We start from the raw sequence: 26,485 nt of genomic DNA on the forward strand, positions 1-26,485 counted from the left end.
TGGCGGAGAGGGAGGGATTCGAACCCCCGATAGGCTTGCACCTATGCCGCATTTCGAGTGCGGTGCATTCAACCACTCTGCCACCTCTCCAGGCGCAAATCAGGGCAAGGAGCCCCGGCGGTCGGGGGCGAGTTCTAGAAGGTTTTCAAGCGAAGTGGAAGCCGGTTCGGGTGAAGAAAACGCGTCGAACAAAAGAGACGAGGAAGTCCGCTGAGACAAGGCAGGGAGGCTTAAAGTTTCCACCCGCATCGGGGCGGCTTCGCGACAAACGCGGAGCGCGTTGACGCAATAAGGGTGGGACCGCCAGACGCGGAAAACACCGGCGGTCCCGTGTCGTCTCATTGAAATTGCGGCCTGGAAGTGCGGCTTCGCGGGCCAGCTTGAGCGACGCGTTCGAGCCTACCGATCGCTCGGCTGCCGGCAACATGAACCCGGTTTTAACCTAACCGCTCAAGGTTACCGCGCGCACCGTCAGTCCTTCTTCTTGTCCTTCTTGTCTTCCTTGCGTCGGTTGGTGAACCGGGCGTTGCCGAGGCCCGTCCCAATGGTCAGAACGCCCCAGTGCTCGACGTCCTGCATGAAGGGAACTTCCGAGAGGCCCTGCACGACGCCGTCGTTATGCATCACGACGGCGGTGTCGTGATCGCCAATCTGCGGGATCGCCTCTACCAGGCTCGCCGGGAGGTTGAACTTGCTGCTTTCCCAGTTGCCCGGCAGGTTCTGCGCGCCCTTGGCAATCGAGCCGTCCTCGTTGATTACCCCCGGACAGGCGATGCCAATAAAGGGCGCAAGCTTCAACCCCTCCTTATCGGCTTCGGCAATCAGTTCCTTCAGCATCTTGACCATGCGCTTGACGGCGCCCTCGCGCGTCGGCTCATCATCGGCGTGCCGCCATAACTCCGCATGCCAGACCGCGGCCTTGGAGAGGTCCTGCGCCTTCTTCCAGCGGGTTTCGACCAGGCCGCAGCGAATGTTGGTGCCGCCAATATCCACCGCGAGAATGCTGTCATGGCCCTCGAAAATCCACGACGGCGCCAGGTGCAAGCAACCGATCAGGCCGGCCTCGTCGGGATCGAAACGGATCGGCAACAGATCGACCTCGAAGCCTTGCGCTTTGAGCAGAATGTCGGTACGCGCAATGGCAAGCTCGCCGACGCGGCTCTGGCGAAAGCCGCCGCCGACCACGATGCGCTGGGTATCGGTCCAGGACTTCAGCTTCAGTATCCGCGAGGTCACATAGGCAAGTTCGCTGGCAAACTCCTCGATCGCGCCATGAACTACCGCGGCTGCACCGATGTCCTCGCCCGACAGGGCTGCATCGAGTTCGCTCTTGCTGATCTTCTTGGCGGCCCTGTCGCCCAGCGGGTCGTCGCCGTTTTTCTTCAGCGGCTTGCGTAGATCGTCCAGGATCTTGCGGAAGGCGCCCTTGCAGGCGCGGTCGCCGAGAAAACCGCCGTCGTCGTCCTTTAATTCGACATTGAAGCTGTCTACGTCCACCGACGGCAGGCGGGCGGCGCCGTGCCGGGCGATTCCGGTCGTCAGAACATCGTCGGCCATTTCACCCCGGTCAGTGCTTGAGACGGAGGCTAACTGCCCGGGAACTTATTGGTTTCACGGGCCTGGTGAATATGACGGACAGCGGCTGGATCTTCCCATCGCCATCGCGATTTCGGCCAAAAATCCGCAAACCGAGGCATTTTAGGGCCCTTTTGCCTTGACTCGCGGTCTCGGGGGGCTATAACTCGGCCACCCGGCGCGGGAAGCTTCTCGCGCTGTTTATTTTTGCGCGGGACATGCTTTTTTAGTTTGGGGTCTTTGGACCCGGTCGCGCGGAAATTGAACCCATAACGACTGTAGAAAAAGCCGACCCGGGCCTTTGGCTCGAGGCCGGGATCGAACACGAAGGAATAAAACGATGTTCGCAGTCATCAAAACCGGCGGCCGGCAGTACCGCGTCGTTCCGGATGATGTGCTCGAGATTGGCAAGATCGCCGGCGACGTCGGCACGATCGTGCAACTTGGTGAAGTGCTGGTGGTCGGCGGCGATGCTCCCGTGCTCGGGACTCCGACCGTTGCCGGCGCCTCGGTTGCGGCCGAAGTGCTGGACCACAAGCGCGGGCCGAAGGTCATCGCATTCAAGAAGCGCCGGCGCAAGAACTCGCGCCGCAAGCGCGGCTATCGCGACGAGATCACGGTGCTTCGCATCACCGAGATCCTGACCGACGGAAACAAGCCGACGCTCGGACCGCGCCCGAAGCGCGAGAAGGTCGAAGCGAAGGTCGCCGGTGACTCAGACGAGGCGCCGAAGGCCGCCAAGAAGCCCGCGGCGAAACCAGCAGCGAAGAAGGCCGCTACGAAGACGCCGGCGAAGAAGGCCAAGAGCGACGCGAAGTGACACGCTTCAGAAGAGCGTGACACAAAGTGAAATGATTTCGTCAAGGATTTGATCTAGAGATCAAATAGAAATTGGAGACGAGCCATGGCTCACAAAAAAGCAGGCGGTTCATCGCGTAACGGACGCGATTCAGCGGGCAAGCGCCTTGGTATCAAGGCCTATGGCGGCGAACATGTAATTCCCGGCAACATCATTGCGCGTCAACGCGGCACCACTTGGCATCCCGGCCTTAATGTCGGCATGGGCACTGACCATACTCTCTTTGCGAAGGCAGAGGGCCGTGTCGAGTTTCAAGCCAAAGCCAACGGCCGCACTTTCGTGTCGGTGATCCCGGTAACGGAAGCGGCCGAATAAGCGGTGGAACATCCAGATTCCGCCGGTCCTGTTGAACCGGCGGAGCGGTAGAAGGCTCCCAGGGGAGGCGGGAAACCGGCCTCCCCTTTTCGTTGCGCGTCGCCATATGCGCGGAGCGCGCCGATCCAAGAGTGGTCACTCAAGGAGCCTTGACATGCTGCGAGATATCCCGCCCCGGACACTGCGCGGAGCAGGACGTTGCATCCTTCAGACCGAACGGCTGACGCTGCGCAGACCGACGCTCGCGGACGTCAACGCAATAGCGCGTCTGGCCGACGAGCGCCGCATTGCGGAGAATACCCGCCGCCTGCCGCATCCCTATTCGCACGGCGATGCCGTCGAATTCGTTCGCGGCATCCCGCGCAGCCGGGAAACGGCCTTCCTGATAGAGAAGGACTACGCGCCGGTCGGCATGGTCGGCGTCGACTGGCGCGAGATCGATGCACCCGAGCTCGGCTACTGGCTCGGCGTCGACTACTGGGGACAGGGACTTGCGACCGAAGCTGCGCGCGCGGTGATCGATTTCACTTTTGAGGAATTCGACACCGGCCAGATGCGCGCCGGCGCGCGCGTCGCGAACCCGGCCTCACGCAATGTGCTGGAGAAATGCGGCTTCCAATGGTGCGGTGTCGAACTGCACCGTTTCGAATCGCTGGGCTCGTCGACCCCCGTCGATTGCTTTCGTTTGACGCGTAGCGTCTGGGCATCGCTGAAGAACTGGGGCAATTCGACGCGGCGGCCATAATGTTCCTACGCGGGCGGATTCAGGTCGGGCTCCCTCCGTCCGAGTTTGCGCTCGCGCAGGAAAATATAAAGCCCGGCGCCGATGATGATGACGGCGCCGAGCGCCATCGGAAATGATGGCACATCCCCGAACACTATATAGCCGAAGGTCACCGCCCAGAGGATCATCGTATATTGATACGGCACGACCAGGCTCGCCGGCGCAAGCTTCAGCGAGCGGTTGACGCAGAGAAGTGCGCAAACCGAAATAGCGCCGGCGGCAAAGAACAGGCCAAAGCTGCTCCAGCTCGGTGTGACCCAGCCGACCGCCGCGATCAAAAGGCCGAACAGCAGACCACTGACGAACTGCAATGAGGCCAGCACGATGTCAGGGGTTGCGCGCAACAGGCGTGTCGTGAGGAGCGAACAGGAAAAGGAAAGGCTGCCGGCAAGCGCGATCATCGCCGGCCAGCTGATCGATTGCGTCGACGGCCGTAGGGCGACTAACACGCCAGCAAACCCGACCAGGATGGCGCTCCAGCGCCGCCAGCCGACCTGCTCGCGCAAAAAGATTGCCGACAATGCAGTCACGAAAATCGGCGTAGCCAGATAATAAGTCACGACGTCGGCAAGCGGCAGATAGACGGTTGCGAGAAAGAATGCCGCGATCTCCAACGTCGAAAAGACAACGCGAACCAATTGCAGCCACGGCCGCTCCATGCGCCGGAATTCACGGCGCTGCCGCCACATCGAGGGCGCGAGCAGCGCCAACGCCGCGCAGGCGCGCAAGAACATCAATTGTCCGACCGAATAGGTCGCCACGATATACTTGCCGAGCGTATCACCAAACGAGAACATGCAGACCGAGACCAGCATCAGAACGATGCCGGCAAGCCGCGCGGAACGATCATCAAGCGTCGTGGAGATTCTAGAAAGTATGCTCATAAGATCCAGCGCAGTTCGGTGTCGTGGCCGGGCATAGCCGTTCGAGAACAGCGTCGCTTCCGCTCGCCTATGCCCGGCCATCCACGCCTTACATTATGCTGTATGAAAGACGCGGATGCCCGGCACAAGGCCGGACGACTTGCGACAACTCATTTGCGGCACACACCGCGATCAGCAGGCCTAGCTGGGAAACATGTATGACCGATTTTGATCCCGCCGAACATCGCATGGTGCAAGAGCAGCGCTGGTTCGAGGACTTTTCAGTTGGCGAAAGGTTCGTCATTCCCAGCCGCACCATGACATCGGCCGTCTTTGCGGCTTTCCAGACTGCGAGCGGCGACACCCACCCCGTCCATTACGATCTTGAATATTGTCGTGCGCGCGGCATGCCGAACCTGCTTGCGCACGGCTTTCAAACCCTGATCCACACCGCGCCGGGTGCAGGCATGTTCCCTTTTTTGGTCGAGGAAACGTTGATCGGCTTCCTCGAGCAATCGAGCCGGTTTTTGAAGCCGGTCTATGCCGGCGACACCATCTATCCGGCGCTCGAGGTGACGGAACTGTCGCCGGGCCGAACCACCGGCGTGGTGACACTGCGCAGCACCATCTTTAACCAGCGGCGCGAACTTGTGCTGGAGGGAATTCAGAAATTTCTCATTCGCCGCCGGGCCGCGTAACAGCAACACGGTTTTCGGGCGCATTTACCAAGCTTTGTGGTTGCCGCGGCACGCCCCCTGCCCTACCTGTAGCCTTATGAAATTCCTCGACGAAGCCAAGGTCTACATCCGCTCCGGCGATGGTGGTAACGGCTGTGTGGCCTTCCGCCGCGAAAAGTACGTCGAATTCGGCGGTCCTTCCGGCGGCAATGGCGGCCGTGGCGGCGACGTCGTCGTCGAGGCGGTCGATGGGCTGAACACGCTGATCGACTATCGCTATCAGCAGCATTTCAAGGCGCAAAAGGGCACAAATGGTATGGGCAAGGACCGCCATGGCGCCAACGGCAAGTCGGTCGTGCTCAAGGTGCCGGTCGGCACTCAGATCTTCGACGAAGACAAGACGACGCTGATCCACGACTTCACTACGCTTGGCGAACGTTTCGTGCTGGCGGAAGGCGGCAATGGCGGCTTCGGCAATGCGCATTTCAAGTCCTCCACTAACCGCGCCCCGCGCAACGCCAATCCCGGCGAGGTTGGCGAAGAGCGCTGGATCTGGCTGCGGCTGAAGCTGATCGCGGATGCCGGCCTTGTCGGGCTGCCCAATGCCGGCAAGTCGACATTCCTTGCAAAGGTCAGCGCGGCAAAGCCGAAGATCGCGGACTATCCATTCACCACGCTGCATCCGCAGCTCGGGGTAGTAAATGCAGACGGCCGCGAGTTCGTGCTGGCCGACATTCCCGGCTTGATCGAAGGCGCCCATGAGGGCGTAGGCCTCGGGGACCGCTTCCTCGGCCATGTCGAGCGCTGCCGCGTTCTCCTGCACCTGGTCGATGCCACCACCGAACACGCAGGCAAGGCCTACAAGACGGTCCGTGCCGAGCTTGAGGCCTATGAAGGGCACCTCGCGGAAAAAACCGAGATCGTCGCCCTGAACAAGGTCGACGCGGTGGCGCCGGAGGAGTTGAAGAAGCAGAAGGATAGGCTGAAACGCGCCGCCAGGAAAACGCCCCTGCTGATCTCGGGCGTCACCGGCGAAGGCGTCCCCGAGGCGCTGCGGGCGCTCGCTGACGTGATCGGGGAAGCACCGGTCTCGGCCAAGGCCAAGGCTGGCGCGGACGCCGAACCCGCAAACGCCGAACCTTGGGCGCCGCAGCCCGGGTAGAGCTAATCACTTGTACTGCTGCGCAGTCTCGCTGTAACTCCCTTGTGCTCGAAGCACGCCGCAAAATCCACGATCCCATGGCCCGCCCCGCGCTGAAAAACTTCCGCCGCATCGTCGTCAAGGTCGGTTCATCGCTCTTGATCGATTCCAGCGCGGGCGAGGTGCGCGCGAACTGGCTTTCGGCGCTCGCAGGCGATCTTGCCAGGATGCATGGGGAGGGACGCGACGTGCTGGTGGTCTCATCCGGCTCGATTGCGCTCGGGCGCAGCCGCTTGAAGCTGCCGCGCGGCCCGCTGAAGCTTGAGGAAAGCCAGGCCGCGGCTGCCGTCGGGCAAATCGCGCTGGCGCGCATCTGGTCGGAGATGCTCGGCGCGCACGGCATCGGATCAGGCCAGATTCTCGTCACCCTTCAGGATACGGAGGAGCGCCGCCGTTATCTCAATGCGCGCTCGACTATCGCCAAGCTTCTGGAATGGCGTGCCGTGCCGATCATCAACGAGAATGACACGGTCGCAACCAACGAAATCCGTTATGGCGACAATGATCGCCTCGCCGCGCGCGTCGCCACCATGGCGAGCGCCGATCTTCTGGTCCTGCTCTCCGATATCGACGGTCTTTATACCGCCCCGCCCGCCGCCAATCCGAACGCCAGACTAATTCCGGTGGTGGAGTCCGTCACCTCGGAAATCGAGGCGATGGCGGGCGCTGCCGAATCCGAGCTGTCGCGCGGCGGCATGTACACCAAGATCGAGGCAGCCAAGATCGCCACTACTGCCGGCACGCATATGCTGATCGCCTCCGGCAAGATCGAGCATCCGTTGCAAGCGATCGCGGACGGTGGACGCTGCACCTGGTTCCTGACGCCGGCCAATCCGGTCACCGCGCGAAAACGGTGGATTGCGGGCTCCCTTGAACCGAAGGGCACGTTGACTATCGATGCCGGCGCAGTGAACGCGCTGCGCGCCGGCAAGAGCCTGTTGCCGGCTGGTGTGATCCGGGTCGACGGCCAATTCGCCCGCGGCGATGCGGTGATCGTTCGCGGGCCTGATACCCATGAGATTGGCCGCGGCCTCGTTGCCTACGACGCCGACGATGCCGAGAAGATCAAGGGCCGCTCGTCGCCGGACCTCATGTCGATTTTGGGTATCAGCGGCCGCGCCGAGATGATCCATCGCGACGATCTCGTGATCGGGCCGAGCGGGACTTCACCGGCGGGCTAGGCCGATGGCCGACTGCTTTTCGCCATTCGCCGCGCTGGCCTCTGACCTGCAAGCGTCGTCTGCGGCCTTCGCAAATGGCGGATTTTCATGCTAAAGCATGATCTTAACACGGGAAGCGACCCGATATGACCTTGACCGCGCCGCTAAAAGCAGTCGACGGCAACGCCGATTTGACCGAATTGATGAATGCTCTCGCCACGGGCGCGCGCGCTGCCGCTCGCGTGCTGGCGCTCGCTTCGGCGGAGCAGAAGAACAGGGCGCTGGAGGCCATCGAACGCGCCATCCGCAACCACGCGGTGGCGATCCTGGCTGCCAACGCCGAGGACGTCAGTGAAGCTCGCGCCAGCGGGGCAACACCCGCATTCATCGATCGTCTGACGCTCACGCAGGGCCGGATCGACGCCATGGCCGACGGCGTTGCCACCGTGCGCGCAATCCCGGACCCGGTCGGTGCCGTGACCGAGCGCTGGCAACGGCCGAACGGCATGACTATCGAGCGCGTTCGCGTGCCGCTGGGCGTCGTTGGGGTCATCTTCGAAAGCCGGCCCAATGTGGCCGCCGATGCCGGCGTGCTCTGCCTGAAATCCGGCAATTCCGTGATTCTGCGCGGCGGCTCGGATAGTTTCCGTTCCTGCCGGGCGATCCACGGCTGCCTCGTGGAGGGCTTGCGCGAGGCGGGGCTACCCGAGGCTGCGATCACACTCGTGCCGACGCGCGACCGCGCGGCAGTTGGCCTTATGCTGACGGGACTTTCCGGCGCGATCGACGTGATCGTGCCGCGCGGCGGCAAGAGCCTGGTCGGGCGCGTCGAAGCGGAAGCCCGCGTGCCGGTGTTTGCCCATCTCGAAGGCGTCAACCACGTCTATATTGATCACGCGGCCAATCTCGAAATGGCTAAATCGATTGTCCTGAATGCCAAGATGCGACGGCCCGGCGTCTGCGGCGCCGCCGAGACCCTGCTGGTCGACCGCAAAGGCGCAGCGACCTCGCTGAAGCCGCTGGTCGAGATGCTGCTCGATGCTGGCTGCGAAGTGCGCGGTGACGACGCCGTTCAGCACACGGACGAGCGGGTGAAACCGGCGTCCGACGAAGACTGGGACACCGAGTATGAGGACGCGATCATCGCGGCCAAAGTGGTCGACGGCATCGACGAGGCCATCGCCCATATTCACAACCATGGATCGCATCACACCGATGCGATCGTGACTGAGGATAAAGCGGCCGCCAGCAAATTCCTCAACGAAGTCGATTCGGCGATCGTGCTGCACAACGCTTCGACGCAGTTTGCAGATGGCGGCGAGTTTGGTTTCGGCGCGGAGATCGGAATTGCCACTGGCAGATTTCACGCCCGCGGCCCCGTAGGCGCCGAGCAGTTAACGAGTTTCAAGTACCGCGTTCACGGCACCGGACAGACGCGGCCGTGATTCGCATTTGTCGTCCGCAGCGGGGGAGGCGTTGAACAGGATTTCTGCGGCCTTGCCCTCCGTTGCGTCCGCCCTTCCGGCCTATTCCAATGGCATGCGCGTCGGGCTGCTGGGGGGATCGTTCGACCCGCCGCACCTTGCCCACCGCGCCATCAGCCTGTTCGCGATCAAGCGCCTGAAGCTTGACCGGGTGTGGTGGCTGGTGACGCCAGGCAATCCGCTGAAAACCGACCGAACGCCACACGATCTCGCCCAGCGCATGGAAGCGGCGAAGCGCGTCGCCCATGATCCCCGCATCGAGGTGAGTTGTCTCGAATCCGTCATCGGAACCCGCTACACTGTAGACACCATTAGATATTTGTGCCGCCGCGCTTCCGGCCTGCACTTTGTCTGGATCATGGGAGCGGACAATCTTGCGCAATTTCACCGCTGGCATGATTGGCGGCACATTGCATCCGAGGTGCCTATCGCTGTGATTGACCGTCCGCCGCAGAGCTTTCGCGCCCTTGCCTCGCCCGCCGCGCAGGCTCTTGCGCGCTACCGTGTTCCGGAAAATCAGGCTGCAAGCCTCGCCGAGCAGCGGGCGCCAGCCTGGACGTTTCTCACCGGTTTGAAATCGCACCTGTCATCGACAGTCCTTCGGAACCAGGACGGCAGCTGGAGGACGGTTTGACGCCACAAAGCCGCATGCCCAACGGGCGGGCCGGAACGAGGCTAGAACTTCGAAAACGGGGACACTGGAATATTGAAACCATTAACCCCACATGCATACAATATAGCGGGCCGCCAAAAGATTCGGCGTCCGCGATACAGTGAAAGGAATGGTCCCTGGCCACGTCTGTATTGTCCAAGTCTGTTTTACCCAAGGCAACCAAACCCGCGCGTAAAACATCGACTCGAGCTGCGGCCTTGAAGGCGCAACCAGACGCCGACAAGACCCTGAGCATGATCCTCTCCCGCCTCGAGGATATGAAGGCGGAAGACACGGTCACAATCGACCTTCGCGGCAAATCGGCGTTTTCCGACCACATGATCATCACCACGGGCAGGGTGAACCGGCACGTGGGCGCGATCGCGGAAAATCTCGTCAAAGGTCTCAAAGAGAGTGGGATCGCCAGCCCACATGTCGAAGGCTTACCCAATTGCGATTGGGTGCTGATCGACTCGGGCGACGTGATCGTTCACATCTTCAGGCCCGAGGTCCGCGAATTCTACAATCTGGAAAGATTGTGGACGCAGGGTCCGGCAACCGCGAAGGCGGTCTAGCTAGGGTCGATCGAGAGGTTTGGAGTTTGACATTGCCTCCCGGGCTTCTTGCCGGAGGATGGTGAACATCAGCACGCGCACCAGCCTTTGGATGCTGGCCTTGTAGACACGAGCCGAAATCAACGCCAGCTTGGCTGATTATGCGCCTTCTCGTCATTGCCATCGGACGGCTCAAGCAGGGGCCGGAACGCGAACTCGCCGAACGCTACCGCGCGCGCTTCGACGATATCGGCCGTCGGCTTGGATTTCGCGGCCTTGAAGTTTGTGAGTTGTCCGAGAGTCGCGCGCGCGATGCAACCGCCCGAATCGCCGAAGAAGCCGCCGCAATCGTGGCGGCAATCCCGCCAAAGTCCGTTCTGGTCGCACTGGACGAGCGTGGCGACAACATCGACAGCGGCGCATTTGCCCGCCGGCTTGCGCGCTGGCGCGACGACCAGGTCGCCAATGCTATTTTTTCAATCGGCGGCGCGGACGGACTTTCGCCCGAATTACGGCGCATGGCACAGCTCAAGATGGCGTTCGGTTCTGCGACCTGGCCGCACCAGATGGTGCGGGTCATGCTGCTTGAGCAGATCTACCGCGCGGCGACCATCCTGGCCGGCCATCCCTATCATCGCGCGTAACCGGCGCAGGACGCTCGCGTAAGGCATACGACTGGATTGATGCAACCGGCACGTAACAATCCGCAACTTCACGGCGTCGCCCGCGGCGACGCTTTCTTGTTCGCCCGCGCGTTTGCCATCTTGCTGTCGGCAGGCTTTGCGTCCGCCGGCGTATCTGCTTCGGCTCAGGCAGTCGACCCGGCGCCGCAGACGACCACAGCTTCGGCCGAGGCCATCAAGCAGCGCGAGCAGGAGCTGGAAGCGACACGGGCACAGCAGAAGAGCTCGGCGGAGCTTCAGCAGCAACTAAAGGCCGAGGTAGCGGCAATCGGCCAGGATCGCAGCAAGCTCAACGCGCAGCTGATCGACGCAGCGGCCCAAGTCCAAAGCATTGAAGCCAAGATTGGTGACGCGGAAGCCAAGCTTCGTCCGCTCGACGCGCGCGAGCAGCAAATCAGAAGCTCGCTCGATTCACGCCGCTCCGAAGTGGTGGAGGTGCTGGCGGCGTTACAGCGCGCTGGGCGCCGCACGCCCCCGGCGCTGCTGGTAAGACCCGAAGACGCGTTGCAATCGTTGCGCACTGCCATCCTGCTCGGGTCGGTCGTGCCCGAATTGCGCTCGCGCGCCCAAGCGCTTGCGAAGGATCTTGCCGAGCTCGTTGCCTTGCGCAGGGCGATCGCCGCCGAACGCGATCGGCTAGCGGGCGACCGCGACAAATTGCGGGAAGACCAAACCCGGCTTGCCGCCCTGGTCGATGAACGACAGCGCAAGCAAAATGAAGCGGAAAAGAATTTGGAGGCGGAAAGCGCCCGGGCGATTGCCCTTTCCAAGCAGGTCGACAGCCTTCAAGGCCTGATCAGCAAGATGGAACAGGACTTGAAAAGCGCGGCAAAGGCCGCGGCCGTTGCCACCCAGCAGGGAACCCCGAATAATGTCGATGGAAAGCCGAATGTGGCTCGGCTGAAAGACCCCTCTAGGTCAAGCCCCGCGATCGCCTTTGCCTCAGCCAAGGGGCTGCTCGCTTTTCCCGTTAATGGCGTCAAAATACGAGGATTTGGCGGTTCCGATGGCGCCGGCGGCGTCGAAAAAGGCATTTCTCTGGCAACCCGGCCCGGCGCGCAGGTCACAACCCCGTGTGATGGCTGGGTCGTTTACGCGGGCCCGTTTCGCAGCTACGGACAACTCTTGATCCTTAACGCTGGTGGCGGGTATCATGTGTTGATCGCCGGAATGGGGCGCATTTCGGTTAACATCGGACAGTTTGTTCTTACGGGAGAGCCCGTCGCAACTATGGGGACGAGCTCCCAGGTTGCTTCGATACTAGCAACCAATGTTAGCCAGCCCGTGCTCTATATTGAGTTCCGTAAGGACGGCACTCCCATTGATCCAGGCCCATGGTGGGCCGCAAAAGAAGGCGAAAAGGTTCGCGGATGATGCGCAAGACTTCTCTCATTCTCCTTAGCGCCGCCACTGGCGCGGCATTGACGCTCTTCGTAACCCAGCCGCGCGCGCTGACGATGGGCTCGATGGCGCGCGCCTCGACCTCCGATACGTATCGCCAGCTGAACCTGTTTGGCGACGTGTTCGAACGGGTGCGCAGCGACTATGTCGAGAAGCCTGATGACAGCAAGCTGATCGAATCCGCGATCAGCGGCATGCTCTCCGGCCTCGATCCGCATTCGAGCTACATGGACGCCAAGAGCTTCCGCGACATGCAGGTACAGACTCGCGGCGAATTCGGCGGGCTCGGCATCGAAGTCACCATGGAAGACGGTCTCATCAAGGTCGTGTCGCCGATCGACGACACCCCGGCTTCAAAGGCCGGGATTCTCGCCAACGACATCATCACCATGCTCGACGACGAGCAGGTTCAGGGCCTGACGCTTAACCAGGCGGTCGACAAGATGCGGGGCCCCGTCAACACCAAGATCAAGCTCAAGATCATCCGCAAGGGCGTGGATAATCCGATCGAGGTCACGCTGGTTCGCGATAACATTCGGGTCCGCTCGGTGCGCTCGCGCGTCGAGGACGATGATATCGCCTATATCCGCATCACCACCTTCAACGAACAGACCACCGAAGGTCTGAAGAAGAGTATAGCGGACCTGCAGAACCAGATCGGCGACAAGCTGAAGGGCTATATCATCGACCTGCGCAACAATCCCGGCGGCCTTCTGGAAGAAGCCGTGACCGTTTCCGACGCCTTCCTCGATCGCGGCGAAATCGTGTCGACTCGCGGACGCAACGCCGAGGAGACCCAGCGCCGCACGGCACGCCCGGGCGATCTGACCAAGGGCAAGCCGGTCGTCGTTCTCATCAACGGCGGATCGGCATCGGCATCCGAGATCGTCGCCGGCGCGTTGCAGGACCACAAGCGCGCCACATTGATCGGCACTCGCTCGTTCGGCAAGGGCTCGGTCCAGACCATCATCCCGCTTGGCGCGGGCAATGGCGCGCTGCGGCTGACCACGGCGCGCTACTACACGCCGTCGGGCAGATCGATCCAGGCCAAGGGCATCGTGCCTGACATCGAAGTGTTGCAGGATGTGCCGCCGGAGCTGAAGTCGCGGACCGATACCAAGGGCGAAGCTTCGCTGCGCGGCCACCTGACGAATGGCACAGACGAGAAGACCGGCTCGCAGTCCTACGTGCCGCCGGACCCCAAGAATGACAAGGCGCTGAAGATGGCGGACGACGTGCTGCACGGCGTCAAGATCAACGCGAGCGCACCGGCAGCCTCTGACGACAAGGCGACCGACAAGGCCTCGGTCGAGAAGCCGTCCAAGCAGGAAGCCAACTGATCGACGGCTAAAACATTCCCCGAAAAGGGCGGCCCCGGGTGGCCGCCCTTTTTGTTTTGGCGGCCACGGTCCCGTCGAAGGCGCGGAACCGGTTGGCCGCTGGTGAGCGCGCTCAGCCACCCTGCCGTTGCCTCATGCGGCCGTGGTATCCTGACCTGATTGATTCGGGGAGTGTGATGGCAGAGGCCGCTGACGAGCTGAGCGCTCCGCTTGGACGGGACGTTGCGCGCGGCAAGCGTCGTTTTCGGCCGCCTTTCACCGGCATGCAGGCATTGGCGGCGGGGCTAGGACTGGTTCTGGCGACATTTGCCGGCTACGCCATGTTCAACGATGACCCGCTTGGCGGTGAGCCGCGGGCGCGAGTCGCCATCATGCCTGCCCAGGTCAACGGCAAGGCCGCCGGGAAGACGGAGACGGCGTCGACCGAAAAATCGGCTGGCGCCCCACACCACGGCGAGCCGGCCGCGAGTTCGGCAAGACCAGCGGCGCCAGCCGACCAGCGCACCGTCACCATCATCGATGGCTCCAGCGGCGCGCGCCACGACGTGACGATCTCCGGAGACACGCCGGAGAAGGATCCGGCGACACCGGGCGGGATTATGCCTGGCATAGACCCGCGGCTGTTGGAAAAGGGCCGCTACGGGATGATTCCGACGACAGCCGGCGGGCTCAAGCCCGTCACGGCGTACGCCGGTGCCGTCGACCAGGCCAAAGTTGCGAAGATGCCGATCGTGTCTGTAGTCGTGGGAGGCCTAGGCGTAGGTGCCGCCAAGACGATGGACGCCATTCTGAAGCTGCCTGCCGCCGTGACGTTGGCGTTCACCCCTTACGGATCCGATCCTACCAAGCTCGTCGAACGGGCGCGTGCTCAACGTCACGAGATCCTGCTGCAGGTTCCCATGGAGCCATACGACTATCCCGACAATGACCCGGGACCCCAGACCCTGCTGACGACACTGGCGGCTGAACAGAACCTTGACCGCCTATACTGGCATCTGAGCCGATTCCAGGGTTACGCCGGTATCGCCAATTTCATGGGAGCCAGGTTCGTGGCGACCGATACGGCGATGCTGCCGATCGTGCGGGAAGCTGCCAAACGCGGGCTGGGCTATTTCGATGACGGATCAGCGCGCAGCCTTGCCCCGTCCTTGGCGGCAGCACAAGCCATGCCGTTCGCGAAGGCCGACCTGACCATCGATTCGGTACCGACATCGGGCGAGATCGACCGGGCCTTGGCCAAGCTGGAGGAATTGGCAAAGGAGCGCGGCTTTGCGGTCGGCGTCGCCTCGGCGCTGCCGATTTCCATCGAACGGATTGGCGCCTGGGCCCGGACGCTCGATAGCCATGGGGTTTTGCTGGCGCCATTGACAAGCGCGATGACGAAATCAAAATCGAGCTGACCAGTGCCTTGACGCGGCGCGAGCCTAGAGGAGATCAGAACGGAATGGCGCGTTATGAAGATTTGCCCTATCGAACTTGTGTCGGCATGATGCTGATCAATGCAGCTGGGCTCGTCTTCATCGGTCGCCGCGCCGGCGGCATCGAGCACGTCGATGAATCCCATGTCTGGCAAATGCCGCAAGGCGGCGTCGACCCCGGCGAGGACACTTGGGACGCTGCCAAGCGCGAGCTATACGAGGAAACCAACGTCCGTTCGATTGAGAAGATCGCCGAAATTGCAGACTGGCTCGTCTACGACATTCCGCGCACTATCGCAGGGCGAGCCTGGAAGGGCCGTTACCGCGGCCAGCGGCAGAAGTGGTATGCCGTACGCTTCACCGGGGAGGATCGCGAGATCAATGTCGCAAATCCCGGTGGCGGCGGCCACAAGGCTGAGTTCATCGGCTGGCGCTGGGAACCGATGAAAAATCTTCCGGATCTGATCGTTCCCTTCAAGCGCCCGGTCTACGAGCGGGTGGTCAAGGAATTTGCCGGACTAGCGGGCGGCTGAGTTCAGTTTATCACTCCGCTTGATGCGATTCCGGGGCGCGGCTTCCTGGGCACGAAGGCGAGCGTTCACCTCATGACCAAGCCTTACCGTCCCAATGTCGGCATTGCACTTTTCAACGCCGATGGGCGTGTCCTGATCGGGCGGCGGTTCAGGGACGACGGCCCGGAAATCGTACTTCCCGGGCTTGAGTGGCAAATGCCGCAAGGCGGGATCGATGCCAATGAGAATCCGCGCGAAGCTGTGATGCGCGAACTGTGGGAAGAGACCGGCGTCAGAAGCGCCGGCTATCTCGGCGAGACCGATTGGCTGACATACGAGTTCCCGACCTATTCCGGTCCCGCTTCGCATCGGCTCGCGAAATTTCGCGGCCAGCGGCAGAAATGGTTTGCGCTGCGCTTTGCGGGCTGCGAGCAGGAGATCGATCCGCTCACCTCACGCAACAGCCAGCCGCCTGAATTTGATCAATGGCGGTGGGAGCGGCTCGATTGCGTTGCCGATCTCGTGGTACCGTTTCGTCGCGACGTGTATCGGGTGGTCGCGAAACAATTCGCGAGGTTCGCAAACCAGGCGAGGCGGTGAATGCGAGGCTTAATGCAGCGCCGTCGTATTGAGCTCGTGCTCGATGCTCCTGAAATGATCGAGCCGCTCGAGTGCCCGATCGAGTTCGGAGCCTTCCTTTTCCTTGAGCTTGGTTTCCATGTCGGAAATGGTCTCGGCGAACTTCGCCCGGTCGAGTTCCTCGATTGAGGTGGCGACATCGGCCAGGACCGTCAGCCCCTTGTCCGAAACTTCGGCCAGACCGCCAAGCACGATGATCTTCTGCTTCGACCCGCCTGAAATCACCGTCAGGATACCGGGGCGCACCGCCGCCACGACCGGCGCATGTCCGGCCAGAACGCCGAAATCGCCTTCAGTTCCGGGAATGTCGACCTGATCGACCTCGCCGGAGAAGGCCATCTTTTCGGGCGAGACAAGATCGAAGTGGAAGGTAGCCATGGTCTTTCCATTCTTTTCGCTGTCACCCGCGGGCTCGACCCGCCGGTCCATCAGTCAAAAACATTTCTCGTTCGATGGACCGCCGGACCTCAGTCCGGCGATGACAACACCCAAGCTTAGGCCGCTTCCGCCGCCAGCTTCTTGCCCTTTTCGACCGCCTCTTCGATGGTACCGACCATATAGAAGGCAGCTTCCGGCAGATGATCATATTTGCCTTCGCAGAGGTCGCGGAAGCCCTTGATGGTGTCGGCGAGATCGACGAACTTGCCGGGCGAGCCCGTGAAGACTTCGGCGACGTGGAACGGCTGCGAGAGGAAGCGTTCGACCTTGCGGGCGCGCGCCACCGTGATCTTGTCTTCTTCGCTCAGTTCATCCATGCCGAGAATGGCGATGATGTCCTGCAGTGACTTGTACTTCTGCAGGATCTGCTGAACCAGGCGTGCCGTGGTGTAGTGCTCCTCGCCGACGACAAGCGGCGAGAGCATGCGCGAAGTCGAGTCCAGCGGGTCGACCGCCGGATAGATGCCCTTTTCCGAGATCGCGCGTGACAACACGGTGGTGGCGTCCAAGTGCGCGAACGAAGTCGCGGGCGCCGGGTCGGTCAAGTCGTCGGCCGGCACGTAAATCGCCTGCACCGAGGTGATAGAACCCTTGGTCGTGGTGGTGATGCGCTCCTGCAGCGCGCCCATGTCGGTGGCAAGCGTCGGCTGATAACCCACCGCCGAAGGGATACGGCCAAGCAACGCCGACACTTCCGAACCTGCCTGGGTGAAGCGGAAGATGTTGTCGACGAAGAACAGCACATCCTGACCCTGGTCGCGGAAATATTCGGCGACGGTCAGACCGGTCAGGCCGACGCGGGCGCGCGCGCCCGGCGGCTCGTTCATCTGGCCGTACACCAGCGCGCATTTCGACTTCACGCTCGGATCGGGATGCTTCGGATCGGCATTGACCTTGGATTCGATGAATTCGTGATAGAGGTCGTTGCCTTCGCGGGTACGCTCGCCGACGCCGGCGAACACGGAGTAACCGCCGTGCGCCTTGGCGACGTTGTTGATCAGTTCCTGAATCAGCACGGTCTTGCCGACGCCGGCGCCGCCGAACAGGCCGATCTTGCCGCCCTTGGCGTAAGGCGCGAGCAGGTCGACGACCTTGATACCGGTGACGAGAATTTCGGCTTCCGTCGACTGCTCGGTGTATTCGGGCGCCGGCTGGTGAATGCCACGCAGTTCGGCAGCCTTGATGGGACCGGCCTCATCAACGGGCTCGCCGACGACGTTCATGATGCGGCCCAGCGTACCGTCGCCGACCGGCACCGCGATGGGACGGCCGGTATCGGTGACTTCCTGACCGCGCACGAGGCCTTCGGTCGCGTCCATCGCGATGGTGCGCACGGTGGATTCGCCAAGATGCTGGGCGACTTCCAGCACGAGACGGTTGCCGGCGTTCTTGGTTTCCAGCGAATTCAGGATCGCCGGCAGGTGGCCTTCGAACTGGACGTCGACGACGGCGCCCATGACCTGCGTGATGCGACCGATCTGGTTGGCAGCGGTGGCCATTCAACTATCTCCTTCGATCAAAACTCTTTAATTCGGTCAGCTCGACCCCGTTACACGGCCTCAGCGCCGGAGATGATCTCGATCAGCTCCTTGGTGATCATGGCCTGGCGCGTGCGATTGTAAATCAGCGTCTGCTTGCGGATCATCTCGCCCGCGTTGCGGGTGGCGTTGTCCATCGCCGACATCTGCGCGCCGTAGAACGAGGCGTTGTTTTCGAGCAGCGCGCGGAAGACCTGGACCGCCAGATTGCGCGGCAACAGGCTGGTCAGGATCACATCCTCTTCCGGCTCGTATTCATAAGCCACCGACGCACCGCCATTGCCGGAGGTTTCCTCGACCACCAGCGGAATGATCTGCTGCGCAGTCGGCACTTGCGCGATGACCGACTTGAAGCGCGAATAGAACAGCGTGCAGACGTCGAACTCGCCGGCATCAAAGCGCGCAATCACTTTCTTGGCGATATCCTCGGCATTGCCAAACGCGAGCTGGCGGACGCTGCGCAGGTCGAGATGCTCGACAATCTGCTTTTCGAACTGGCGGCGGAGCTGCTCGTAGCCCTTGCGGCCGACGCAAAAGAATTTGACTTCCTTGCCCTCGTTCATCAGCGCCAGCGCGCGCTCGCGTGCCAGCCGGACGATCGAGGAATTGAAGGCGCCGGACAGGCCACGCTCGCCCGTGCAGACCAGCAAAAGGTGGACCTGGTCCTTGCCGGTACCGGCCAGCAAGGCCGGCGCACCGGGCGAACCCGCCGCGGCGCTCGCGATGTTGGCGATCACCGAGGCCATCTTGTCTGCATAGGGACGAGCCGCTTCGGCGGCCGACTGCGCGCGGCGCAGCTTCGACGCAGCGACCATCTGCATCGCCTTGGTGATCTTCTGCGTCGCCTTGGTCGAGGCGATGCGGACCCGCATGTCTTTCAGTGACGCCATTCTTAGCTCTCACCCCCACGATCTGATCCGGCAAGGATCAGATCGTCAGCCCATCCTTCGTCAGGCCCGGACAAACCGCCGAGCCATAAGCTTCTACGTTATGCGAAATTCTTGGCGAAGCCTTCGACAACGCCCTTCAGCTTGGCCTCGCTGTCGTTCGAGAGCTCGCGCGAATCGCGGATCGCGTTGAGGAGATCGGCGTGCTTGCTGCGCAGAAGCGACAGGAGCCCGTCTTCGAACGCGCGCACCTTGTTGACCGGCAGCGGATCGAGATAGCCGTTGGTGCCGGCCCAGATCACGCAGACCTGCTCTTCCATCTTCAGCGGCGAGAACTGCGGCTGCTTCAGAAGTTCGGTCAGCCGTGAGCCGCGGTTGAGCAAACGCTGCGTCGTGGCGTCGAGGTCGGAGCCGAACTGCGCGAAGGCCGCCATTTCGCGGTACTGCGCGAGCTCGCCCTTGATCTTGCCGGCGACCTTCTTCATCGCCTTGGTCTGCGCCGACGATCCGACGCGCGATACCGACAAACCGACGTTCACTGCGGGACGGATGCCCTGGAAGAACAGGTCGGTTTCGAGGAAGATCTGGCCGTCGGTGATCGAAATGACGTTGGTCGGAATGTAGGCAGACACGTCGTTCGCCTGCGTCTCGATCACTGGCAGCGCGGTCAACGAGCCTGCGCCGTTGTCGTCGTTGAGCTTGGCCGCGCGCTCGAGCAGGCGGGAATGCAGATAGAACACGTCACCCGGATAGGCTTCGCGGCCCGGCGGACGGCGCAGCAGCAGCGACATCTGGCGGTAGGCGACGGCCTGCTTGGACAAGTCGTCATAGATGATCACCGCATGCATGCCGTTGTCGCGGAAGTACTCGCCCATCGTGCAGCCGGTGAACGGCGCGATGTACTGCATCGGCGCCGGGTCGGAAGCGGTAGCGGCGACGACGACGGAGTATTCCAGCGCACCCTGCTCTTCCAGCACCTTGACGAACTGCGCCACGGTGGAGCGCTTCTGGCCGATGGCGACGTAGACGCAATAGAGCTTGATCTTCTCGTCGCCGGTCGCATTCAGCGGCTTCTGGTTCAGAATGGCGTCGAGCGCGATCGCGGTCTTGCCGGTTTGGCGGTCGCCGATGATGAGCTCGCGCTGGCCGCGGCCGATCGGGATCAAGGCGTCGATCGCCTTCAGGCCGGTTGCCATCGGCTCGTGCACTGACTTGCGCGGAATGATGCCTGGGGCCTTGACGTCAACGCGCATGCGCTTGTCAGCCTTGATCGGGCCCTTGCCGTCGATCGGATTGCCGAGCGCATCGACGACGCGGCCGAGCAATCCCTTGCCGACCGGCGTATCGACGATGGCGCGGGTGCGCTTGACGGTCTGGCCTTCCTTGATCTCGCGGTCGGCCCCGAAGATCACGATACCGACGTTGTCGGTTTCGAGATTCAGCGCCATGCCGCGGGTGCCGTTCTCGAACTCGACCATCTCACCGGCCTGAACGTTGTCGAGACCGTAGACGCGGGCGATGCCGTCGCCGACGGACAACACCTGTCCGACTTCGGAGACCTCGGCCTCTTGGCCGAAATTCTTGATCTGGTCCTTGAGGATCGCGGAAATTTCCGCGGCGCGGATGTCCATCAGCCTGCCTCTTTCATCGCGTGCTTGATCGAATTGAGTTTGGTGCGAAGCGAGCTGTCGACCATCCGGCTGCCAAGCTTGACGACCAGGCCACCGATGATCGACGGATCGATTTTCACGTTGAGGGAAACGTCCTTGCCCGTGACCGACTTAAGCGCGGCCTTGAGGGCATCGAGATTCTTGTCGCTGAGCGCTTCGGCCACTGTTACTTCGGCGATAGCCTCGCCCTTGAACTTGGCGACCAGCGCATCGAATGCGCGGATCACCTGATCAACGGCGAACAGCCGCCGATTGGCCGTGAGAACTTTCAGGAAATTGGCGGAAATGCCGGAAATGCCGGCCTTTTCGAGCACAGCCGACAGCGCCTTGAGCTGCGCATCGGAGGAAAACACCGGACTGCGAACAAGACGCTTCAGATCGGCACTGTCCGACAGCATCGCGTCGAATTTATCGAGATCGGCCTTGACGGCATCGATTGATCGTGCGTCGCGGGCCAGTTCGAACAAGGCCGTCGCATAACGACCAGACACTCCCGAAACGGACGGATTCTCAGCCACAAGCGCGCTCTTTTTTTGCTGTCAAACCCGCAAGGGAAAAACCGTCGCCAAAATGCGGCGCCTAGCGATCCAAGCCCTTGGAGTTCAAGCGGGACTTCGATTTTCGACCGGCACAGGCAGCGCCGGGACCGTTAAAATCGCGGCTTTGCTAACATAGCAAGACCGCAGGTGCAACATGACGGCGGGCGCCGCGGTGCCGTGTCGCAATCGATTTGCGGGAAAGTGCGCCTGACCGGCTGCACCCCACTGGCCGGGACTGGATGCGGTGTTCCGGAACCGCTCCCACGCCACCCGAAATTGTTCCAGCTTCTACTGCATGGCTGCATGCACGCAGCGGGACGAAGCGCGGGAACCCGCCGGCCCGGCCCTTTGCTCGCATTACTTGCCGAAATCTCGGCGAAGGGGGCCAGGACTTCTGACATCAGTAATCACAAGTATACTTTATGTATAGAATTGATAGTCTGACCAATAGAATTCCAAGTTACGGAACATGCTCCGATATTCTGTTCCACCTCACAAGATGTTTCAGGATGAGATAAACCAATTCTACTGCCCCTTTTACGCCTCATTGCGGAATCAAACGGCGCTCGTTCAGAACGGAGCGGGGGTTCCAAGTGCCACAGATGTGGCATTACTACATTGAGGGACTGATATAATGCTGAAACTCAACAAGCAGGTACTGGGGAAAGTTACCCAGCCGCGTACGGCGCTCATCCTTTTTGCCGCGGCTGCTTTCACAGGAGGCACCGCCTCTGAAGCCTCGGCGAGGTCTTACGGTCACCACCACTATCACCGCCACCATTACGCCCACGCTGCGCGGGCCGAGTTCGCGCCCTGGCGGGACGCCAATGCGTCGATCGCACCGTCCTTTGGCGCCGGGCGCAGCTTCAGCGGCATGGCTTCGTTTTATGGCAATGAGTCCGGCCGCAGGACCGCATCTGGCCAGCGCTTCAACCAGGAAGCCATGACGGCGGCCCACCGGAGCTTGCCATTCGGCACCAAGCTTCGGGTTACCCATGGCGGCCGCAGCGTCATCGTCACCATCAACGACCGCGGCCCCTTCGTCCGCGGCCGGGTGCTCGACCTGTCGACGGGCGCCGCCCGGGCGATCGGCCTGACGAGCGCCGGGGTCGGCCGCATCACGGCCGAGGTCATCTCGTAACGCGCAGTTCCACGCGCAATTTTCGACCAGATCAGCGTTTGCGTACCGTCTATCCTTCACCTGGATGACGGAGCCGATTTTGCGCTGACAGCACGAAGCCCGCCGTAGCCAATGACGGCGGGCTTTTGTTGCTTCTATCGAACCCGGAACCTGGAAATTGCGTGCCTGACGCTGTTTCCCGGAATGACACATGAGGACGGGGATTACAAAAAGCTCTGCGGATCGACGTCAACCTCAAGCTTGAGATTGCCTTTGGTCTTGGGGCCTCCGGCCAGCCAATCCCGCAAGTACTCCGAGACGTCGACGTTGCGTTGCGCCTTCATCAAAAGGCGGAAACGGTAGCGGCCCTTGATCACCGCCAGCGGCGCTTCGGCGGGGCCGAGCACTTTGATGCGATCGTCGATCGGAGCGGTCGCGGCAAGCTTGCGCGCGAAACCTTCCGCCGTTGGACGATCGCCGGCGGACACGATCAGGCCTGCCAGCCGCCCGAACGGCGGATAACCGCTTCTCTCCCGCATCTCGATTTCGCTGGCATAGAACGCCTCGCGGTCACAGGCGACCAGCGCCTTCATCACGGGATGCTCGGGTTGGTGGGTCTGCAAGTAGCCGACTCCCCTGCCCTGATCGCGCCCCGCTCGCCCGATGACCTGGTTAAGCAACTGCCAGGTGCGCTCGGCGGCGCGCGGATCGCCGTTGCTCAAGCCCAAATCGGCGTCCACCACGCCGACCAGATTGAGCCGCGGGAAATGATGGCCTTTAGCGACCAGCTGCGTGCCGATGATGATGTCGACACGCCCCTCCGCAATTTCGTTCAGTTCGCTACGCATGGTCTCGATCGAGGTGATCAGATCACTCGACAGCACCATGGTCCGCGAGTCGGGGAAAAGCGCCGCCGCCTCCTCCTGCAAGCGCTCGACGCCAGGCCCGACCGCGACCAGCGATTCCTCAGCCGCGCAATTGGGACAGACGTGAGGCCGCGGCATCGAGAAGCCGCAATGGTGACAGACCAGCCGCTGGCGAAAACGGTGATCGACTAGCCACGCATCGCAAATCGTGCAGGCAAAGCGATGCCCACAGGTACGGCACAAGGTCAGTGGCGCATAACCGCGGCGATTGAGAAACAGCAGCGCCTGTTCGCGCCGTTCGACCGCGAGCCGGATTTGCTCGGCGAGCCGAGGCGAGATGAAGCGGCCGCGCGGCGGAGCCTCGCGCCTCAGATCGATCGCTTCGATAAGCGGCATGTGCTGGCCGCCGAACCGTGATGGCAGCGCGATACGCTGGTAGCGCCCCCTGCGCGCATTGACTTCGGTTTCGACCGACGGCGTCGCCGACGCCAGCACAATCGGGATCTTGGCGATATGCGCGCGCACGACCGCCATATCGCGCGCGTGATAATGCACGCCGTCGTCCTGCTTGTAGGCCTGATCGTGCTCCTCATCCACGACGATGAGGCCGAGATCGGCGTAGGGCATGAACAGCGCAGAGCGCGCGCCCACGATGACCGGCGCTTCGCCGCTGGCAATCGCAGCCCAGTTGCGTTGGCGCGTGCGCGGGGTCAATTCGGAATGCCATTCCAGCGGCCGCACGCCGAAACGCCGCGCGAAGCGGTCGAGGAATTGACCGGTGAGCGCGATCTCCGGCATGAGAATCAGGGACTGCTTGCCGCGGCGAATGGTCTCGGCCACCGCCTCGAAATAGACCTCGGTCTTTCCGGAACCCGTGACGCCGTCGAGCAGGGCGACATGGAATGTGCCATTGGCGGCGAGCGCGCGCATGCCGTCCACCGCGCTGCGCTGCTGCCGGCTGAATTCGGGAACCGCGAAGGTTGGATCCGGCGCCGGTAGCGCCGGCGGGCGCGGCATCGCTTCCACAGTGAGCGTGCCTTCATCGACGAGGCCATCGACGACGCCACCGCTGACGCCGGCCTCCTTCGCGGCCTCGGATTTGCCGTGCAACAATCCATCAGACAACAGTTCGAGCAAGCGCCGTCGCGCCGGCGTCATGCGCTGGGGCGGTGGCCCAACCAGGCGCACGCCCATCCGTACCCGCTCGGGACCGAGGTCTTCACCCATGCGCAGACACATCCGCAGCACCATGCCGCGCGCCGACAGCGTGTATTTGGAAACCCAGTCGACAAGCGTGCGCAGTTCGCCCTTGAGCGGAGGGACATCGAGCTTCTCGGAAACGTCCTTCAACCGGTTGTGCAACCGCGGCTCGGGCCTGGCGTTCTCGGCCCATACGACGCCGACGACCTCGCGCGGTCCAAGCGGCACGCAGACCACATCGCCGGCCTTGAGCTCGATGCCGCGCGGGACGCGATAGGAATAGGTGTGATCGAGCGCGACAGGCACCAGTACATCGACGATCCCGGTCTGGGATGTCGGCGATGATGTGACGCGTGGAGAATCATCCATCTTGAGCCAAAGGCCTGTCGGTCGCGAATTAGCGAAGGGTAAACCAGGAGGGTGCGATATAATCACAAGGAATCATGGTGCCGAAAGCAGATATGACAAAGTCCGCGACCGCGTCACCGCCGATTGAACTTGACTGCGCCGACGAATCGATCGCCATGCAGATGACGCGATGGCTCACCTACCTGCGTTCCGAGCGGCGCCTGTCGCCGAAGACCTCTGAGGCCTATACCCGGGATGTCCGGCAGTTCCTCGAATTCCTCGCCGAACACCTCGGCGAGCGGGTAACGCTGAAGGTCTTTTCCGCCGTTGAGGCCAGCGATATCAGGGCGTTCATGGCGCTGCGGCGCGCAGACGAAATCGCAGGTCGCTCGTTGATGCGCGCGTTGGCCGGTTTGCGTTCCTTCGGACGATTCCTCGAACGCGAAGGCCACGGCAAGGTCGGTGCACTGTCCGCCGTCCGCGCTCCCAAGATCGGTAAAAGCCTGCCGAAGCCCTTGCCGGTGGCGGCGGCTAAACGCCTTGCCGACGCCGACGAACGCGCGGGCGAGGAGCGCGAGCCCTGGATCTGGGCGCGCGATGCTGCCGTCATGGCCCTGCTCTACGGCTCAGGCCTGCGCATTTCCGAAGCGCTCGGACTGAAACGCCGCGATGTGCCGGCGCCCGGCGCAGGCGACGTGTTGATTATCACCGGCAAGGGCAACAAGACACGGATGGTGCCGGTCCTGCAAAATGTTCTGACGCTGATCCAGGACTATGCGGCGATCTGTCCACATCACTTGCCGCCGGAAGGGCCGATGTTCGTCGGCGCCCGCGGCGGGCCTCTCGCGCCTCGCATCATCCAGCTCACCATGGCGCGGCTGCGGGGCGCCTTGGGCTTGCCGGACAGCGCGACGCCGCATGCGTTGCGGCATTCATTCGCCACCCATCTTTTATCGCGCGGCGGCGACCTGCGGGCCATCCAGGAATTGCTCGGCCACGCTTCGCTCTCGACGACCCAGATCTACACTGGCATTGACAGCGAGCGGCTCCTCGAAGTCTACCGCACCACGCATCCCCGCGCCTGAAGCATTCGGACCTGAACACTTGCGCTCGCCAACTTGTTCGGTCATCGTCCCCTCTGCCTGCGAGGGGGAGAAATCATGAGCGCACATGAGAGCATGGAGCATGCCGAACACGCCGAGCATGCCTCCGGGGAGAACAAGAAGATCGCGCTTCTGATCGCGGTCATCGCGCTGTGCCTGGCGCTCTCGGAGACGCTCGGCAAGGGCGCGCAGACCGAGACCATTGCCAAGAATGTCGAGGCTTCCAACCTGTGGGCGTTCTTCCAAGCCAAAAGCATCCGCCGCACCGTGGTGCAGACGGCCGCCGAGCAGGTCAAGCTTTCCCTACCGAACGATGATGCAGCAAAAGCCGCCGCGCAAAAGCAGATCGACGAATGGCAGAAGACGGCAGCGCGCTACCGGTCCGAGCCTGAGACCGGCGAAGGCACCGAGCAACTCGCCGAGCGCGCCAAGCGCGCCGAAGAAGAACGTGAGCTGGCCACGGCGAAATATCACCATTTCGAACTTGCTTCCGCGGCCTTTCAGATCGGCATCGTGCTGGCATCAGCGACCATCATCACCGGCATGATTGCGCTCGCCTGGATATCTGGCCTGCTCACGCTCACCGGGATCGCGATCACCCTGTTCGGTGTGTTCGCCCCGCACGCGCTTCACCTGTCATTGTGAGGGGGGCGCGGCTA

At 62.3% G+C, this 26,485-nt stretch carries 26 protein-coding genes and 1 tRNA gene; 18 read left to right on the forward strand and 9 right to left on the reverse strand.

All coding sequences use genetic code 11. The features are described 5' to 3' along the window. Both NEZ08_RS12770 and NEZ08_RS12775 read right to left on the reverse strand, forming a co-directional pair. Window positions 1–90 (reverse strand) — tRNA-Ser (locus NEZ08_RS12770). 381 nt (window positions 91–471) lie between these two features. After that, on the reverse strand, window positions 472–1,557 hold the full coding sequence (locus NEZ08_RS12775) for an ROK family protein (protein ID WP_298107320.1): 1,086 nt from the start codon (window positions 1,555–1,557) through the stop codon (window positions 472–474). Window positions 1,558–1,915: 358 nt separating this feature from the next. Here NEZ08_RS12775 and rplU point away from each other — a divergent pair, with 358 nt between their 5' ends. From rplU to NEZ08_RS12790, 3 genes are all read left to right on the forward strand, one after another. Next, window positions 1,916–2,395 carry a 50S ribosomal protein L21 gene (rplU, locus tag NEZ08_RS12780; RefSeq protein ID WP_298107322.1) on the forward strand — a complete coding sequence of 160 codons (480 nt, stop codon included), beginning with the start codon at window positions 1,916–1,918 and terminating at the stop codon, window positions 2,393–2,395. 84 nt (window positions 2,396–2,479) lie between these two features. Continuing rightward, window positions 2,480–2,749, forward strand: a complete 270-nt coding sequence (gene rpmA / locus NEZ08_RS12785) for a 50S ribosomal protein L27 (RefSeq protein ID WP_298107324.1) — start codon at window positions 2,480–2,482, stop codon at window positions 2,747–2,749. A 154-nt stretch (window positions 2,750–2,903) separates the two neighbouring features. After that, the gene (locus NEZ08_RS12790; protein WP_298107326.1) at window positions 2,904–3,494 is read left to right on the forward strand and encodes a GNAT family N-acetyltransferase; all 591 of its coding nucleotides are present in this window, start codon (window positions 2,904–2,906) and stop codon (window positions 3,492–3,494) included. 5 nt (window positions 3,495–3,499) lie between these two features. On the opposite strand, the gene NEZ08_RS12795 is transcribed toward NEZ08_RS12790, so the two are convergent. Further along, window positions 3,500–4,417 (reverse strand): DMT family transporter, encoded by a 918-nt coding sequence (locus NEZ08_RS12795; RefSeq protein ID WP_298107328.1) that lies wholly within the window; start codon window positions 4,415–4,417, stop codon window positions 3,500–3,502. Window positions 4,418–4,614: 197 nt separating this feature from the next. Here NEZ08_RS12795 and NEZ08_RS12800 point away from each other — a divergent pair, with 197 nt between their 5' ends. The 12 genes from NEZ08_RS12800 (at window position 4,615) to NEZ08_RS12855 (ending at window position 16,078) form a co-directional block, all read left to right on the forward strand. Further along, window positions 4,615–5,094 carry a MaoC family dehydratase gene (locus tag NEZ08_RS12800; protein WP_298107330.1) on the forward strand — a complete coding sequence of 160 codons (480 nt, stop codon included), beginning with the start codon at window positions 4,615–4,617 and terminating at the stop codon, window positions 5,092–5,094. A 76-nt stretch (window positions 5,095–5,170) separates the two neighbouring features. Continuing rightward, the gene (gene obgE / locus NEZ08_RS12805) at window positions 5,171–6,235 is read left to right on the forward strand and encodes a GTPase ObgE (protein ID WP_298107332.1); all 1,065 of its coding nucleotides are present in this window, start codon (window positions 5,171–5,173) and stop codon (window positions 6,233–6,235) included. A gap of 77 nt (window positions 6,236–6,312) precedes the next feature. Continuing rightward, window positions 6,313–7,455: a glutamate 5-kinase gene (proB, locus tag NEZ08_RS12810; protein WP_298107335.1), complete on the forward strand. Its 1,143-nt coding sequence runs from the start codon at window positions 6,313–6,315 to the stop codon at window positions 7,453–7,455. A gap of 131 nt (window positions 7,456–7,586) precedes the next feature. Then, complete coding sequence (locus NEZ08_RS12815; protein WP_298107473.1) at window positions 7,587–8,879, forward strand: glutamate-5-semialdehyde dehydrogenase; 1,293 nt, start codon at window positions 7,587–7,589, stop codon at window positions 8,877–8,879. A gap of 52 nt (window positions 8,880–8,931) precedes the next feature. Continuing rightward, complete coding sequence (locus NEZ08_RS12820) at window positions 8,932–9,552, forward strand: nicotinate-nucleotide adenylyltransferase (RefSeq protein WP_298107337.1); 621 nt, start codon at window positions 8,932–8,934, stop codon at window positions 9,550–9,552. A gap of 236 nt (window positions 9,553–9,788) precedes the next feature. Beyond that, complete coding sequence (gene rsfS, locus NEZ08_RS12825) at window positions 9,789–10,145, forward strand: ribosome silencing factor (RefSeq protein WP_298107339.1); 357 nt, start codon at window positions 9,789–9,791, stop codon at window positions 10,143–10,145. 140 nt (window positions 10,146–10,285) lie between these two features. After that, window positions 10,286–10,768: a 23S rRNA (pseudouridine(1915)-N(3))-methyltransferase RlmH gene (gene rlmH / locus NEZ08_RS12830; protein WP_298107340.1), complete on the forward strand. Its 483-nt coding sequence runs from the start codon at window positions 10,286–10,288 to the stop codon at window positions 10,766–10,768. A gap of 96 nt (window positions 10,769–10,864) precedes the next feature. Then, a complete protein-coding gene (locus tag NEZ08_RS12835) occupies window positions 10,865–12,181 on the forward strand; it encodes a peptidoglycan DD-metalloendopeptidase family protein (RefSeq protein WP_298107474.1) in 1,317 nt (438 codons plus the stop codon). After that, entirely contained in the window at window positions 12,178–13,548 is a 1,371-nt protein-coding gene (locus NEZ08_RS12840; RefSeq protein ID WP_298107342.1) for a S41 family peptidase, read from the forward strand. The genes NEZ08_RS12835 and NEZ08_RS12840 overlap by 4 nt, the downstream gene beginning before the upstream one ends. 176 nt (window positions 13,549–13,724) lie before the next feature. Beyond that, window positions 13,725–14,948: a divergent polysaccharide deacetylase family protein gene (locus tag NEZ08_RS12845; protein ID WP_298107344.1), complete on the forward strand. Its 1,224-nt coding sequence runs from the start codon at window positions 13,725–13,727 to the stop codon at window positions 14,946–14,948. Window positions 14,949–14,992: 44 nt separating this feature from the next. After that, window positions 14,993–15,499 (forward strand): RNA pyrophosphohydrolase, encoded by a 507-nt coding sequence (locus NEZ08_RS12850; protein WP_298107345.1) that lies wholly within the window; start codon window positions 14,993–14,995, stop codon window positions 15,497–15,499. Window positions 15,500–15,571: 72 nt separating this feature from the next. Then, a complete protein-coding gene (locus NEZ08_RS12855) occupies window positions 15,572–16,078 on the forward strand; it encodes an RNA pyrophosphohydrolase (protein WP_298107347.1) in 507 nt (168 codons plus the stop codon). A 9-nt stretch (window positions 16,079–16,087) separates the two neighbouring features. On the opposite strand, the gene NEZ08_RS12860 is transcribed toward NEZ08_RS12855, so the two are convergent. The 5 genes from NEZ08_RS12860 to NEZ08_RS12880 all read right to left on the reverse strand — a co-directional run bounded on the left by NEZ08_RS12860 (window position 16,088) and on the right by NEZ08_RS12880 (window position 21,168). Then, entirely contained in the window at window positions 16,088–16,495 is a 408-nt protein-coding gene (locus NEZ08_RS12860) for a F0F1 ATP synthase subunit epsilon (protein WP_298107349.1), read from the reverse strand. A 116-nt stretch (window positions 16,496–16,611) separates the two neighbouring features. Next, window positions 16,612–18,054 (reverse strand): F0F1 ATP synthase subunit beta, encoded by a 1,443-nt coding sequence (gene atpD, locus NEZ08_RS12865; protein ID WP_298107351.1) that lies wholly within the window; start codon window positions 18,052–18,054, stop codon window positions 16,612–16,614. A 50-nt stretch (window positions 18,055–18,104) separates the two neighbouring features. Further along, window positions 18,105–18,983, reverse strand: coding sequence for a F0F1 ATP synthase subunit gamma (locus NEZ08_RS12870; RefSeq protein ID WP_298107353.1), 879 nt, complete (start codon window positions 18,981–18,983; stop codon window positions 18,105–18,107). A 98-nt stretch (window positions 18,984–19,081) separates the two neighbouring features. Next, window positions 19,082–20,611, reverse strand: a complete 1,530-nt coding sequence (gene atpA / locus NEZ08_RS12875) for a F0F1 ATP synthase subunit alpha (RefSeq protein ID WP_298107355.1) — start codon at window positions 20,609–20,611, stop codon at window positions 19,082–19,084. Further along, the gene (locus tag NEZ08_RS12880) at window positions 20,611–21,168 is read right to left on the reverse strand and encodes a F0F1 ATP synthase subunit delta (protein ID WP_298107357.1); all 558 of its coding nucleotides are present in this window, start codon (window positions 21,166–21,168) and stop codon (window positions 20,611–20,613) included. Before NEZ08_RS12880 ends, atpA begins: the two co-directional genes overlap by 1 nt. A gap of 655 nt (window positions 21,169–21,823) precedes the next feature. Between NEZ08_RS12880 and NEZ08_RS12885 the strand changes: the two genes are divergently transcribed. After that, window positions 21,824–22,330, forward strand: coding sequence for a septal ring lytic transglycosylase RlpA family protein (locus tag NEZ08_RS12885; protein WP_298107359.1), 507 nt, complete (start codon window positions 21,824–21,826; stop codon window positions 22,328–22,330). Between the two features lie 203 nt (window positions 22,331–22,533). On the opposite strand, the gene NEZ08_RS12890 is transcribed toward NEZ08_RS12885, so the two are convergent. Beyond that, window positions 22,534–24,744 carry a primosomal protein N' gene (locus NEZ08_RS12890; RefSeq protein ID WP_298107360.1) on the reverse strand — a complete coding sequence of 737 codons (2,211 nt, stop codon included), beginning with the start codon at window positions 24,742–24,744 and terminating at the stop codon, window positions 22,534–22,536. A 92-nt stretch (window positions 24,745–24,836) separates the two neighbouring features. On the opposite strand from NEZ08_RS12890, the gene NEZ08_RS12895 reads away from it, so the two are divergent. Both NEZ08_RS12895 and NEZ08_RS12900 read left to right on the forward strand, forming a co-directional pair. Then, window positions 24,837–25,808 carry a tyrosine recombinase XerC gene (locus tag NEZ08_RS12895; RefSeq protein WP_298107361.1) on the forward strand — a complete coding sequence of 324 codons (972 nt, stop codon included), beginning with the start codon at window positions 24,837–24,839 and terminating at the stop codon, window positions 25,806–25,808. Window positions 25,809–25,883: 75 nt separating this feature from the next. After that, window positions 25,884–26,471, forward strand: coding sequence for a DUF4337 domain-containing protein (locus NEZ08_RS12900; RefSeq protein WP_298107363.1), 588 nt, complete (start codon window positions 25,884–25,886; stop codon window positions 26,469–26,471). Window positions 26,472–26,485 lie beyond the last annotated feature (14 nt).

Origin of the sequence: Bradyrhizobium sp. (genome assembly GCF_027451485.1) — a bacterium.
Classification (GTDB): domain Bacteria; phylum Pseudomonadota; class Alphaproteobacteria; order Rhizobiales; family Xanthobacteraceae; genus Bradyrhizobium.

What these genes read in the sequence shown, in the direction of transcription:
- NEZ08_RS12775 (WP_298107320.1), bottom strand. Translation starts at nt 1,557, where the DNA reads ATGGCCGACGATGTTCTGACGACCGGAATCGCCCGGCACGGCGCCGCC.
- rplU (WP_298107322.1), top strand. Translation starts at nt 1,916, where the DNA reads ATGTTCGCAGTCATCAAAACCGGCGGCCGGCAGTACCGCGTCGTTCCG.
- rpmA (WP_298107324.1), top strand. Translation starts at nt 2,480, where the DNA reads ATGGCTCACAAAAAAGCAGGCGGTTCATCGCGTAACGGACGCGATTCA.
- NEZ08_RS12790 (WP_298107326.1), top strand. Translation starts at nt 2,904, where the DNA reads ATGCTGCGAGATATCCCGCCCCGGACACTGCGCGGAGCAGGACGTTGC.
- NEZ08_RS12795 (WP_298107328.1), bottom strand. Translation starts at nt 4,417, where the DNA reads ATGAGCATACTTTCTAGAATCTCCACGACGCTTGATGATCGTTCCGCG.
- NEZ08_RS12800 (WP_298107330.1), top strand. Translation starts at nt 4,615, where the DNA reads ATGACCGATTTTGATCCCGCCGAACATCGCATGGTGCAAGAGCAGCGC.
- obgE (WP_298107332.1), top strand. Translation starts at nt 5,171, where the DNA reads ATGAAATTCCTCGACGAAGCCAAGGTCTACATCCGCTCCGGCGATGGT.
- proB (WP_298107335.1), top strand. Translation starts at nt 6,313, where the DNA reads ATGGCCCGCCCCGCGCTGAAAAACTTCCGCCGCATCGTCGTCAAGGTC.
- rlmH (WP_298107340.1), top strand. Translation starts at nt 10,286, where the DNA reads ATGCGCCTTCTCGTCATTGCCATCGGACGGCTCAAGCAGGGGCCGGAA.
- NEZ08_RS12840 (WP_298107342.1), top strand. Translation starts at nt 12,178, where the DNA reads ATGATGCGCAAGACTTCTCTCATTCTCCTTAGCGCCGCCACTGGCGCG.
- NEZ08_RS12845 (WP_298107344.1), top strand. Translation starts at nt 13,725, where the DNA reads ATGGCAGAGGCCGCTGACGAGCTGAGCGCTCCGCTTGGACGGGACGTT.
- NEZ08_RS12850 (WP_298107345.1), top strand. Translation starts at nt 14,993, where the DNA reads ATGGCGCGTTATGAAGATTTGCCCTATCGAACTTGTGTCGGCATGATG.
- NEZ08_RS12855 (WP_298107347.1), top strand. Translation starts at nt 15,572, where the DNA reads ATGACCAAGCCTTACCGTCCCAATGTCGGCATTGCACTTTTCAACGCC.
- NEZ08_RS12860 (WP_298107349.1), bottom strand. Translation starts at nt 16,495, where the DNA reads ATGGCTACCTTCCACTTCGATCTTGTCTCGCCCGAAAAGATGGCCTTC.
- atpD (WP_298107351.1), bottom strand. Translation starts at nt 18,054, where the DNA reads ATGGCCACCGCTGCCAACCAGATCGGTCGCATCACGCAGGTCATGGGC.
- NEZ08_RS12870 (WP_298107353.1), bottom strand. Translation starts at nt 18,983, where the DNA reads ATGGCGTCACTGAAAGACATGCGGGTCCGCATCGCCTCGACCAAGGCG.
- atpA (WP_298107355.1), bottom strand. Translation starts at nt 20,611, where the DNA reads ATGGACATCCGCGCCGCGGAAATTTCCGCGATCCTCAAGGACCAGATC.
- NEZ08_RS12885 (WP_298107359.1), top strand. Translation starts at nt 21,824, where the DNA reads ATGCTGAAACTCAACAAGCAGGTACTGGGGAAAGTTACCCAGCCGCGT.
- NEZ08_RS12890 (WP_298107360.1), bottom strand. Translation starts at nt 24,744, where the DNA reads ATGGATGATTCTCCACGCGTCACATCATCGCCGACATCCCAGACCGGG.
- NEZ08_RS12895 (WP_298107361.1), top strand. Translation starts at nt 24,837, where the DNA reads ATGACAAAGTCCGCGACCGCGTCACCGCCGATTGAACTTGACTGCGCC.
- NEZ08_RS12900 (WP_298107363.1), top strand. Translation starts at nt 25,884, where the DNA reads ATGAGCGCACATGAGAGCATGGAGCATGCCGAACACGCCGAGCATGCC.